This is a genomic window from Pseudomonas sp. LBUM1678 (assembly GCF_059695575.1).
Genome location: NZ_CP166775.1, coordinates 6,791,340 through 6,803,907, shown reverse-complemented (window position 1 = coordinate 6,803,907; position 12,568 = coordinate 6,791,340). Strand labels below are relative to the sequence as shown.

The window sequence follows — 12,568 nt, the reverse complement described above, 5'->3', positions numbered from 1 at the left end:
GCTATGAGTAGCGGACGTATCGTTCAAATCATCGGCGCCGTTATCGACGTGGAATTTCCACGCGACAGCGTACCGAGCATCTACAACGCGCTGAAAGTAGTGAGCGCGGCTGAAACCACCCTCGAAGTTCAGCAACAGCTGGGCGACGGCGTGGTTCGTACCATTGCGATGGGTTCCACCGAAGGCTTGAAGCGCGGTCTGGAAGTCACCGACTCTGGCGCTGCCATCTCCGTACCGGTCGGTAAAGCGACTCTGGGCCGGATCATGGACGTACTGGGTAACCCGATCGACGAAGCTGGCCCGATCGACACCGAAGAGCGCTGGGGCATTCACCGTCCTGCGCCAACCTTCGCTGAACAAGCGGGCGGCAACGACCTGCTGGAAACCGGCATCAAGGTTATCGACCTGGTTTGCCCGTTCGCCAAGGGCGGTAAAGTCGGTCTGTTCGGTGGTGCCGGTGTAGGCAAAACCGTAAACATGATGGAACTGATCCGTAACATCGCCATCGAGCACAGCGGTTATTCCGTGTTCGCCGGTGTGGGTGAGCGTACTCGTGAGGGTAACGACTTCTACCACGAGATGAAGGATTCCAACGTTCTGGACAAAGTGGCACTGGTTTACGGTCAGATGAACGAGCCGCCGGGTAACCGTCTGCGCGTAGCACTGACCGGCCTGACCATGGCCGAGAAGTTCCGTGACGAAGGTAACGACGTTCTGCTGTTCGTCGACAACATCTATCGTTACACCCTGGCCGGTACTGAAGTATCCGCACTGCTGGGCCGTATGCCTTCCGCAGTAGGTTACCAGCCGACCCTGGCCGAAGAGATGGGTACTCTGCAAGAGCGTATCACTTCGACCAAAAACGGTTCGATCACCTCGATCCAAGCGGTATACGTACCTGCGGATGACTTGACTGACCCGTCGCCAGCGACCACCTTCGCCCACTTGGACGCCACCGTCGTTCTGTCCCGTGACATCGCTTCCCTGGGTATCTACCCAGCGGTCGATCCACTCGACTCGACTTCGCGCCAGCTGGACCCGAACGTAATCGGCCAGGACCACTACGACACCGCTCGCGGCGTACAGTATGTTCTGCAACGTTACAAAGAACTGAAGGACATCATTGCGATCCTGGGTATGGACGAGCTGTCGGAAGCCGACAAGCAGTTGGTAAACCGTGCTCGTAAGATCCAGCGTTTCTTGTCGCAGCCGTTCTTCGTGGCTGAAGTCTTCACCGGTGCATCGGGTAAATACGTTTCCCTGAAAGACACCATTGCTGGCTTCAAAGGCATCCTCAACGGTGACTACGACCACCTGCCAGAACAAGCGTTCTACATGGTCGGCGGCATCGAAGAAGCGATCGAGAAAGCCAAGAAACTGTAATCCCGGCGCCCGGCAACGGGCGCTAATTTAGGTTGAGGCAATCAGATGGCTATGACAGTCCATTGCGATATCGTCAGCGCGGAAGGGGAAATCTTCTCCGGCCTGGTCGAGATGGTGATTGCGCACGGTGCACTGGGTGATCTTGGTATCGCCCTGGGCCACGCGCCGCTGATCACTAATCTCAAGCCTGGCCCGATCCGCCTGGTCAAGCAGGGCGGGGAAGAGGAGGTGTATTACATCTCCGGTGGTTTCCTCGAGGTTCAGCCGAACATGGTCAAGGTTCTTGCCGACACCGTGCAACGTGCTGCCGACCTGGATGAAGCTTCTGCTCAGCAAGCCGTCAAGGCTGCCGAGAAAGCCTTGCATGAACGTGGCGCCGAGTTCGATTACGGTTCTGCTGCTGCACGTCTGGCCGAGGCGACAGCTCAGCTGCGCACCGTCCAGCAGATCCGCAAGAAGTTCGGCCACTAACAGGCCATCACTTGTTGCGCGATTGATTAAAAAGGGTAGCCTCGGCTACCCTTTTTTCTTTTCCGACTTTCATAACCTGGTCGCAGCCGCTGACCACCCAGGATTGGTAGCCAGTCATGTCTCTTGAAATCGTTATCCTCGCTGCCGGCCAAGGCACTCGCATGCGTTCGGCGTTGCCGAAAGTCCTGCACCCGATTGCCGGCAACTCGATGCTTGGCCATGTTATCCACAGCGCCCGGCAACTTGATCCACAGCGCATCCACGTGGTGATTGGCCATGGCGCCGAAGCGGTGCGCGAGCGTCTGGCGGCGGACGATCTGAATTTCGTCCTGCAGGACCAACAGCTGGGTACCGGTCATGCGGTGGCTCAGGCCGTGCCGTTCATCGAGTCCGACACCGTACTGATCCTGTACGGTGACGTTCCGTTGATTGAAGTCGAAACCCTGCAACGTTTGCTCAAGAAAGTCGCTGCGCAGCAATTGGGCTTGCTTACTGTTGAGCTGGACGACCCGACCGGCTACGGCCGCATCGTCCGCGATGCCACCGGCAAGGTTACGGCGATCGTCGAGCAGAAAGACGCCAACGAAACCGAGCGCGCAATCACTGAAGGTAACACCGGCATCCTGGCGCTGCCTTTCGCGCAACTGGGCGGCTGGATGAGCCGTCTCTCCAACAACAATGCCCAGGGCGAGTACTACCTGACTGACGTGATCGCGATGGCGGTCAGCGATGGTCTGGTGGTGGCCACCGAGCAACCCCATGACGCCATGGAAGTGCAGGGCGCCAATGATCGCAAGCAGCTCGCCGAACTCGAACGTCATTATCAGTTGCGCGCCGGTCGCCGTTTGATGGCTCAAGGCGTGACCCTGCGTGACCCGGCACGTTTCGACGTGCGCGGTGAAGTCACCGTCGGCCGCGACGTGCTGATCGATATCAACGTGATCCTCGAAGGCAAGGTCGTCATTGAAGATGACGTGGTGATCGGCCCGAACTGTGTGATCAAGGACAGCACCCTGCGCAAAGGCGTGGTGATCAAGGCCAACAGCCATATCGAAGGCGCGATCCTGGGCGAAGGCAGCGATGCCGGTCCATTCGCACGCCTGCGTCCAGGCACGGTGCTTGAGGCGCGCGCGCATGTGGGTAACTTCGTCGAGCTGAAAAACGCTCACCTGGGCGAAGGCGCCAAGGCCGGTCACCTGACGTACCTGGGTGATGCCGAGGTCGGCGCGCGCACCAACATTGGCGCGGGCACCATCACCTGCAATTACGACGGTGCCAACAAATGGAAAACCGTGTTGGGTGAAGATGTGTTCATCGGTTCCAACAACTCGTTGGTGGCGCCTGTGGATATCTCTTCCGGTGCGACGACGGCGGCCGGTTCGACCATTACGCAGAATGTGGATAACGCGCAGTTGGCGGTGGGTCGCGCGCGTCAGAAGAATATCGATGGCTGGATACGGCCGGTGAAGATCAAGAAGATCTGAGTTATCCACATAGCGTCTCCAGGTTTGAGTTATACACAGCCTGATTGATCGTCATTGCGGGCACGCCCGCTCCCACAAGGATTTCGCAAGACCTTGTGGGAGCCGGCTTGCCCGCGATGCGTTTATCCACAGATATTTTTTCTTACACCCGCTTGACGAAGTTTCGCCGATAGGTTTTGATTGCTTCCGTTATCTTTCGAATCGAAACTTACCCAATCATGTCGAAACGCAATACACCTCAACGCCGTCACAATATCCTTGCTTTGCTTAGTGAGCAGGGCGAAGTCAGTGTGGATGAGCTGGCCAAGCGCTTCGAAACTTCGGAAGTTACGGTTCGCAAGGATTTGGCTGCGCTCGAAAGTAATGGCCTGTTGCTGCGCCGTTATGGCGGGGCGATCACCATGCCTCAGGAGCTGGTCGCCGACATCGGCCAACCGGTCTCCAAATACAAGCAGGCCATTGCCCGCGCTGCCGTTACGCGAATTCGCGAGCATGCGCGCATCATCATCGACAGCGGCAGCACCACCGCTGCCATGATCCCGGAACTCGGCCAGCAGCCGGGACTGGTGGTAATGACCAATTCCTTGCACGTTGCCAATGCGTTGAGCGAACTCGAACACGAACCGGTGCTGTTAATGACCGGTGGCACCTGGGACCCGCATTCCGAGTCCTTTCAGGGCCAGGTCGCCGAGCAGGTACTACGCTCTTACGACTTCGACCAGTTGTTCATCGGTGCCGATGGCATCGATCTGGTTCGCGGTACCACCACCTTCAATGAATTGCTGGGTCTGAGCCGGGTCATGGCTGATGTTGCCCGTGAAGTGATCGTGATGGTGGAGGCCGACAAGATCGGCCGCAAGATTCCCAACCTGGAGCTGCCCTGGAGCAGCGTCCATACCCTTATTACCGATGAACGCCTGCCAATTGCGGCACGCGATCAGATTCAAGCCCGCGGCATCAATTTGATTTGCGCGGCTGTCAGTCAGGAGAAATAGCATGTGTGGAATTGTCGGCGCAGTTGCAGAACGTAATATCACCGCCATCCTGCTCGAAGGCCTAAAGCGCCTGGAATACCGAGGCTATGACAGCGCCGGTGTGGCGGTCTTCACCAATGACGAAAAGCTTGAGCGCATGCGTCGTCCGGGCAAGGTCAGCGAGCTTGAACTCGCCCTTGAAGCCGAACCGCTGGTCGGTCGCCTCGGCATCGCCCACACCCGTTGGGCCACTCACGGTGCGCCGTGCGAGCGCAACGCGCACCCGCATTTCTCCGGCGACCTGGCCGTGGTGCACAACGGCATCATCGAAAACCACGAAGCCCTGCGTGAACAGCTGAAAGCACTGGGTTACGTGTTCACTTCGGACACCGACACCGAGGTCATCGCTCACCTTCTGCACCACAAACTCAAGGATCTGCGCGATCTGACCGTGGCCCTCAAAGCCACCGTTAAAGAGCTGCACGGCGCTTATGGTCTGGCCGTTATCAGTGCCGATCAGCCGGATCGCCTGGTGGCAGCTCGCAGTGGCAGCCCGTTGGTGATTGGTCTTGGCCTGGGTGAAAACTTCCTCGCCTCTGATCAGTTGGCTCTGCGTCAGGTCACCGACCGTTTCATGTACCTGGAAGAAGGCGATATCGCCGAAATTCACCGCGACAGCGTGCATATCTGGGACGTCGACGGCCAAGCCGTCGAGCGTGAAGCCGTGCAGTACCGCGACGGCGCCGAAGCCGCTGACAAAGGCGAGTTCCGCCACTTCATGCTCAAAGAAATCCACGAGCAACCGGCCGTGGTTCAACGCACCCTCGAAGGTCGCCTGAGCCCGAACGGAGTCTTGGTACAGGCTTTCGGTCCACAGGCTGCCGAGCTGTTCGCCAAAGTGCGCAACGTGCAGATCGTCGCCTGCGGCACCAGCTACCACGCCGGTATGGTTGCCCGTTACTGGCTGGAAGAACTGGCCGGTATCCCGTGCCAGGTCGAAGTCGCCAGCGAATTCCGCTACCGCAAAGTCGTGGTGCAGCCGAACACACTGTTCGTGACCATCTCCCAGTCCGGCGAAACCGCCGACACCCTGGCCGCCCTGCGCAACGCCAAGGAACTGGGCTTCCTCTCCAGCCTGGCGATCTGCAACGTCGGCATCAGCTCGCTGGTGCGTGAATCCGACCTGACCCTGCTGACCCAGGCCGGTCGCGAAATCGGCGTGGCCTCGACCAAAGCGTTCACTACCCAATTGGTCGGCCTGCTGTTGCTGACCCTGTCCCTGGGCCAGGTTCGCGGCACGTTGGCTGAAGGCATCGAAGCCACTCTGGTTGAAGAACTGCGTCGCCTGCCAACCCGTCTGGGCGAAGCCCTGGCCATGGACAGCACCGTGGAGAAAATCGCTGAGCTGTTCGCCGAGAAGAACCACACCCTGTTCCTCGGTCGTGGCGCGCAATTCCCGGTAGCGATGGAAGGGGCCCTGAAACTCAAGGAAATCTCCTACATCCACGCCGAAGCCTATCCGGCAGGCGAACTGAAGCACGGCCCATTGGCGCTTGTGGATAACGACATGCCCGTGGTCACCGTGGCGCCGAACAACGAACTGCTGGAGAAGCTCAAGTCCAACCTCCAGGAAGTCCGCGCCCGTGGCGGCGAGCTGATCGTCTTCGCCGACGAAAAAGCCGGCATGACCAACGGCGAAGGCACCCACGTTGTCCAAATGCCGCACATCCACGACATCCTGTCGCCAATCCTCTACACCATCCCGCTGCAGTTGCTGTCGTACTACGTGGCGGTGTTGAAAGGCACGGACGTTGATCAGCCGCGGAACTTGGCTAAGTCGGTGACGGTGGAATAACTTATCCACAGCTGACTGAACACTAAAAATCGCAGCCTATGGTTGCGATTTTTTTTCCGAATGAAGGACATTGCCCCATGGACAGATTCCAGGAAATGCACGTCTTCACCGCCGTCGCCCAGGACCAAGGCTTCTCAGCGGCGGCGCGGCGTTTGGGGATGTCGGCGGCCAGTGTCACCCGGGCGGTGGCGGCGCTGGAGAAGCGCATTGGCACGCAGTTGCTCACCCGCACGACCCGCAGTGTGCATTTGAGCGAGGCGGGGCAGCGTTTTCTGGAAGATTGTCGGAGGATTCTCGCCGAGGTGCAGGAAGCCGAGGATTCGGCGGCCGGCAGCCACGCCCAGCCCCGTGGGCAACTGACGATCACCGCGCCGGTGTTGTTCGGTGAGTTGTTCGTCACGCCGCTCACGGTCGGTTACCTCAATCAGTTTCCTGAAGTCACCATCAATGCGCTGCTCGTCGACCGGGTGGTGAGCATGGTTGAGGAGGGCATTGATGTAGCGGTGCGCATCGGTGAGTTGCCGGACAGCAACCAACATGCGATTCGTGTCGGCGAGGTGCGGCGGGTGATTTGCGCTTCTCCAGCGTTTCTGGCGAAGCGCGGCAAGCCTCGGCACCCAAATGATTTGAACGGGGCGCCGATTATTGCCACCTCGTCCATTGGCCAACTGAGAACCTGGCCGTTCCTTGAGGCGGGGGAGCCATTGAGCGTTCGTCCGGAGCCGCGGCTCGTGGTCACGGCCAATCAAGCAGCCATTACCGCTGCGTGCCTGGGCCTGGGACTGACCCGAGTCTTGTCGTATCAAGTGGCGAGCAAGGTGGATTCCGGTGAGCTGGAAATCGTTCTGGCTGACTTCGAACTGCCGCCATTGCCCATTCATGTGGTCTACCAGGGAGGGCGCAAGGCCCCGGTGCGGGTTCGCAGTTTTGTCGACTTCGCGGTGAAGGCGCTGCGTGAGCACCCGGCGCTGCACGGCTGATGGATTATTGCGCTGGTTGAAATAATGGATTGCGTTTGCTGGTTATTCTGTTGCTTTGGTTGATGACGGAAGATAGCTCCCATCGGCGCTGATCTTTCCTGAACGGCGCCACTACTTAGCGGAGTCGACCATGCAAGCCATCAAACTCTACAACTTCCCTCGCTCCGGCCATGCTCACCGTGTGGAGCTGATGCTGTCGCTGATGCAACTGCCAACCGAGCTGATCTTTGTCGACCTGGCCAAAGGCGCGCATAAGCAACCGGACTTCCTGGCGCTCAATCCGTTTGGTCAGGTGCCGGCGATTGATGATCAAGGCGTGGTGCTGGCCGATTCCAATGCGATCCTGGTCTACCTGGCGCAGAAATACGGCAACGGTCGCTGGCTGCCAACCGATCCCGTCGGTGCGGCCAAGGTTCAGCGCTGGTTGTCGGTCGCCGCCGGGCCGATTGCCTTTGGCCCTGGCAGGGCACGGTTGATCACTGTGTTTGGCGCGTCTTACAACGCTGAAGAGACGATCGCTTACGCCCACACCTGGCTCAAAATGATCGATCAGGAACTGGCCGCAAGCCAATACCTTGTTGGCAACGAGCCGACCATCGCCGACGTCGCCGCCTATAGCTACATCGCCCACGCACCGGAAGGTAACGTGTCCCTGGAGGACTACGCCAACATCCGTGCCTGGCTGGCGCGCATCGAAGCCTTGCCAGGGTTTGTCGGCATGCCGCGCACCGTCGCCGGTTTGCAAAAAACTGCCTGATGTTCACGGCCCGACTCAGTCGGGCCGTTCTTGTTGCGCGATGAGCGCAGGGGAGAAGCCGTTATGGACCGTTCACCTTGGCACGCTGGTGAGAAACAGTTGCAGGCTCACGTCGGTGTGGCCGAGCGAATGGACACATTAGGTCGTAGGGTGATTCGCGGCGAGATGCCGGATCAGCACCGTCTGTTCTATCAGCAACTGCCGTTCATGCTGTACGGCGCGGTGGATGCCGACGGCAACCCTTGGGCCAGCGTTCTTGAAGGGCCGCCGGGTTTTGCTCATTCCCCAGCACCCACGCTGTTGCAGTTCGCCAGCCTGCCCGGCAGCGACGACCCTGCGCAATTGCAAGAAGGCTCGGCAATCGGTCTGCTCGGTATCGAGCTGCACACCCGACGTCGCAACCGTATGAATGGCCGAGTCGGCGCTGTCACCGCGAGCGGCTTCGGGGTGACGGTTGATCAATCGTTTGGCAATTGCCCGCAATACATCCAGTTACGCCAGTTTCGCTCGGTGCCCTTGGCGGATCCGGCGACCCGTGTCGCGCAGCACCTCAATACGCTGGATGACGCAGCCCAAGCGATGATCGCCGGGGCCGATACCTTCTTTGTGGCCAGTTATGTAGACGTCGATGGCCAACGCTCGGTGGACGTTTCTCATCGGGGTGGCCAGGCCGGTTTCGTCCAGGTGGAAGGCAATCGCCTGACCATCCCGGACTTCGCCGGCAATCTGTTCTTCAACACTTTGGGCAACCTGCTGATCAATCCTCGTGCCGGTTTGCTGTTCATCGATTTCAATACCGGCGACCTGCTGCACCTCAGCGGCCGCACGCAAGTCATCCTCGAAGGCCCGCAGGTCGAAGCCTTTCAAGGGGCGGAGCGGTTGTGGATATTCGAGGTGGAGCGCGTGGTGCGTCGGCCGGTGGCGCTGGCCTTGCGCTGGCGCTTTGACGGCGTTTCGCCCACCAGTTTGCTGACCGGCACCTGGGCCCAGGCGAACGCACGCCTGCAAGCCAAGGCCTTGGGCGATCACTGGCGGCCGCTGCGGGTGGCGCGCATCGAACAGGAAAGCCACAACATCCGTTCGATCTATCTGGAGCCTGCCGATGACGCGGGGTTGCCGGTGTTTCAGGCCGGGCAGCATTTGCCCCTGCGATTCAATATTGCGGGCGATGTGCATATCCGCACATACAGCCTGTCGAGCGCGCCTTCCGACGACTTTTTCCGTATCAGTGTGAAGCGTGAAGGCCTTGTGTCTTCGCACTTGCATGAGCAGATCCGTGTCGGCGATGTGCTGGAAGCCCGGGCGCCTCAGGGGCATTTCACCGTGGCGGCCAATGAGCGTCGGCCGCTGGTGCTGTTGGCTGCCGGTGTCGGCATCACACCGCTGCTGTCGATGGTGCGTGAGGTGGTTTATCAAGGCTTGCGCACGCGGGGCATCCGCCCGACCTGGTTTTTCCAGAGCTCTCGAACCTTGGCCGATCAACCGTTTCGTCCTGAGCTGGACCGCTTGCTTGATGGCCTCGGTGACGCGGTGCGCGTGCTGCGGTTGCTCAGTCAGCCGGAGCCGGATGCCATCGAGGGTGAAGATTTCGACCTGACCGGGCGGATTGATGGCGACCTGCTCAAGTCGATTCTTGAGGTGGAAGACTACGACCAAGTGGATTTTGTCCTCTGCGGCCCAGGCAGTTTTACCCAAGCGCTGTACGACACCCTGCGGGACATGGACATTCGCGACGCAAGGATTCATGCCGAAACCTTTGGCCCGTCGACGCTGCGTCGCACACCGGACCCGGACGCCGTGGTCATCGAGCAACCACCGGCCGCCACCGTTTCGGTGCCCGTGGTGTTCCAGCGCTCGGCCAAAGAGGCGCGCTGGCAGCCGGAGGGTGGCAGTTTGCTGGAGCTGGCGGAAAGCCGCGGATTGCGCCCGGAATTCAGCTGCCGCGGTGGTTCCTGCGGGACCTGCAAGACTCGCCTGATCAGCGGGGAGGTGAATTATCCACAGCCCCCGGCGGAGGTGCCTGATGCGGGAGAGGTGCTGATTTGTTGCGCGGTGCCGGCGCAGGGTTCGCAGCCGTTGGTGCTGGACCTTTAACCAATCCGGAAAGCACAGGAGATCCCCTGTGGGAGCGAGCCTGCTCGCGATGGCGGTGTGTCAGCCAAATTCAATGTTGAATGTTAAACAGTCATCGCGAGCAGGCTCGCTCCCACATTGGGCCGATGCTGGCCTGAAAAATACGGCGAGCGTCCTACAAACTTGAGCGTTCCTGGAGATGATTCCGACACGTTCTATCGGTTGTCGTGTCGGAAGCCGGGGGGATAGGCTTTGGACGTCGCTGCTCATCAGCGACCGGGTCTGGAAAACCCGAAGATAATAGGCATGTCCCTCGTGGCATACTGTGGCGCTTTTTTTGGCTTCAGTTTGAGTTATGGCGGCTGTGCGTGGGAGACCTTCGGGTCTGCCGGGTTTTGACCTTTTATCTCGGTTTTTCCAGTCCGCGTACAGCTGCCACCTTTTAGTCTGGAAAACGAAATATGGCGGCTCCACTTCCATAGCTCAAAAGGTCTTTGCCATGATTAAAGAAACACCAAATCCCCCGGAAACCGACGACGTTTCCCCCTACGAATCCATCGATTCCAAAAAACTCAACGAAGCCGCCGAGCGCGCGTTGGATCACTACCTCAACCCGTCCGCCCTCAAATCCCCAGTGGCCCGCAAGCCAAGCACGATGTTCATGATCGCGCCGGATATCAAAGACGAAGACCTGCTGGCCCATACCTGCGAATCGTTGGCCCAGGCCAGTGTGATGACGAGTGATTTTGCGGGGTATCTGGAAGGGCCGCATCGGCATACGGCAATGGCTATTCAGCAGATCGTCATGCTGGCGGAGTTGGCGGTAAACCGGATGCTGGATAACGTCGTCGTACCAAAACCCGCGCCACACCGCTAATCCCCTGTAGGAGTGAGCCTGCTCGCGATGCGGAGTGTCATTCAACATGATATCGATTGACACGCCGCCATCGCGAGCAGGCTCACTCCCACATAAAAGCAATCAGGCGTAGGACAGGGATTTTTCTTCCAGCAGTTCTTCATACAGCGCCGACCACTTGCGGCCCGTGTTGTCCTACGAATCCACTGAGACCCGTAACGAATAGACGCTTTTTCAAAGAGCGGCCCCTTGGTCATGCATTTCGTCCATTCCCCACAGGCTATATGGAGACGTCTGACAGACCGAGTGGATTCCTTGGTCGAAAGACAGGCGAAACGTTTGTTGTAGTTGTTTGGTAGCCAATCTGTGAAAACTGCGCGGCAATTTCAACAGGTCCAACCGTGACCGGTCAGTTCTCGTTAGCGTAGCCCGATTTATTCTCGTCGGGCGGTTCATGAATCCTCAACGGATGTGTTTAGAATGCCCTTCGTCACGATTAGCCAGGGGCCGGCCGAACTGTATTCACACCCCGCGAAACTGACCATTAAAACAAGAATGTAGACGGACAAGAAGACGATGGACGACGACCGGCAAACCCCGGATCTCCGTTGCTTTGCCGTCATAGAGTTAGGCCGCCGGGATGGCGGTTTCATCGTGGGATGCCATGAATTTCATTCTTTACTCGGACTTCAACGACAGCTCCATCAGCCAGAGCCTCGGTCGTCCTGAATACAGTTATTACTTCGTGCTCAAGGCGATTGCCCTGTACTCGAAAGCCTCGGACGGGTGCATGTGCTGTCCTCCACCGCCGAGGTCGATCCTCTCTATCGCCAATTACTGGCCGCCGGCGAAGACAGCCTGTTCATGTCCTTTATGCCGCCGCAGAAAACCCCGAATGACCTTGAGTGCCCGACGATCTGCGCGGTGGCCTGGGAATTCGACTCCATTCCCGATGAGCAATGGGACAACGACCCGCGCCAGGACACGTTGCTGGACGTGGGCTGCGGTGACGGCGGCAACGTGCATTTCTGCGGCATGCTCGGGGCAAAGGTCATCATCGCCGACATCGACGCGGCCAAGGTCGAAGCCACCCGTCAGCGCCTGAGCGACACGCCGGCGCGCGACGTCGAATGCCACGTCACCGACTGCAATCCGCTGCCGATTGCCGATGCGACGGCCACCCGCGTGGTGTCCACCGAAGTCATCGAACACGTGGACGATCCGGCGCAGTTCCTCGCTGAATTGGTTCGTGTCGGCAAACCGGGCGCGTTGTATCTGCTCAGCGTCCCGCACCCAAGTTCCGAAGACCTGCAAAAAGACATCGCGGCGCCTGAGTATTTCGAGAAGCCCAACCACATCCGCATCATCAGCGAAGAGCAGTTCAAGGCGATGGTCAGCGACGCCGGCCTGGAAGTGCTCAGCCACAGCCAGTACGGGTTTTACTGGTCGATGTGGATGCTGCTGTTCTGGGAAGCCAAGGTCGACTTCAGCAATCCCGACCACCCGTTGCTCAACCACTGGGCCGACACGTGGCAGGCTATTCTGGCGTCGCCCCGTGGCACGCAGATCAAGCAGGCGCTGGACGCGGTCGTGGCGAAAAGTCAGGTGATCATTGCCCGTAAGCCACTGGTGTAGGCACTCTCTGTAGCAGCTGCCGAGTAGCGCGAGGCTGCGTTCGGCTGCGAAGCAGTCGTAAAATCAGGCGACGCGGTTTTTCAGATAAATCGTGCATTCA

General features: G+C 59.2%; 9 protein-coding genes and 2 pseudogenes. All 11 read left to right on the top strand.

The window, feature by feature from the left end; translation table 11 throughout:
• Positions 1 to 3 precede the first annotated feature (3 nt).
• Entirely contained in the window at positions 4 to 1,383 is a 1,380-nt protein-coding gene (atpD, locus tag ACA070_RS31010; protein WP_008155715.1) for a F0F1 ATP synthase subunit beta, read from the top strand.
• 45 nt (positions 1,384 to 1,428) lie between these two features.
• Positions 1,429 to 1,854, top strand: a complete 426-nt coding sequence (locus tag ACA070_RS31005) for a F0F1 ATP synthase subunit epsilon (protein ID WP_121732612.1) — start codon at positions 1,429 to 1,431, stop codon at positions 1,852 to 1,854.
• A gap of 116 nt (positions 1,855 to 1,970) precedes the next feature.
• The gene (gene glmU, locus ACA070_RS31000) at positions 1,971 to 3,338 is read left to right on the top strand and encodes a bifunctional UDP-N-acetylglucosamine diphosphorylase/glucosamine-1-phosphate N-acetyltransferase GlmU (protein ID WP_497449556.1); all 1,368 of its coding nucleotides are present in this window, start codon (positions 1,971 to 1,973) and stop codon (positions 3,336 to 3,338) included.
• A 215-nt stretch (positions 3,339 to 3,553) separates the two neighbouring features.
• Positions 3,554 to 4,333 carry a DeoR/GlpR family DNA-binding transcription regulator gene (locus ACA070_RS30995; protein WP_497452045.1) on the top strand — a complete coding sequence of 260 codons (780 nt, stop codon included), beginning with the start codon at positions 3,554 to 3,556 and terminating at the stop codon, positions 4,331 to 4,333.
• Between the two features lies 1 nt (position 4,334).
• Positions 4,335 to 6,167, top strand: a complete 1,833-nt coding sequence (gene glmS, locus ACA070_RS30990; RefSeq protein WP_497449555.1) for a glutamine--fructose-6-phosphate transaminase (isomerizing) — start codon at positions 4,335 to 4,337, stop codon at positions 6,165 to 6,167.
• Between the two features lie 77 nt (positions 6,168 to 6,244).
• Entirely contained in the window at positions 6,245 to 7,147 is a 903-nt protein-coding gene (locus ACA070_RS30985; RefSeq protein WP_497449554.1) for a LysR family transcriptional regulator, read from the top strand.
• Between the two features lie 130 nt (positions 7,148 to 7,277).
• On the top strand, positions 7,278 to 7,904 hold the full coding sequence (locus ACA070_RS30980) for a glutathione S-transferase family protein (protein ID WP_497449553.1): 627 nt from the start codon (positions 7,278 to 7,280) through the stop codon (positions 7,902 to 7,904).
• Positions 7,905 to 7,967: 63 nt separating this feature from the next.
• Positions 7,968 to 9,998, top strand: a complete 2,031-nt coding sequence (locus ACA070_RS30975; protein WP_497449552.1) for a pyridoxamine 5'-phosphate oxidase family protein — start codon at positions 7,968 to 7,970, stop codon at positions 9,996 to 9,998.
• 478 nt (positions 9,999 to 10,476) lie between these two features.
• Complete coding sequence (locus tag ACA070_RS30970) at positions 10,477 to 10,854, top strand: DUF6124 family protein (RefSeq protein WP_497449551.1); 378 nt, start codon at positions 10,477 to 10,479, stop codon at positions 10,852 to 10,854.
• Positions 10,855 to 11,473: 619 nt separating this feature from the next.
• A pseudogene (locus tag ACA070_RS30965) lies at positions 11,474 to 11,817 on the top strand (glycosyltransferase family 1 protein); the annotation flags it as partial.
• A pseudogene (locus tag ACA070_RS30960) lies at positions 11,815 to 12,468 on the top strand (class I SAM-dependent methyltransferase); the annotation flags it as partial. The pseudogenes ACA070_RS30965 and ACA070_RS30960, both read left to right, overlap by 3 nt.
• Between the last annotated feature and the right edge of the window lie 100 nt (positions 12,469 to 12,568).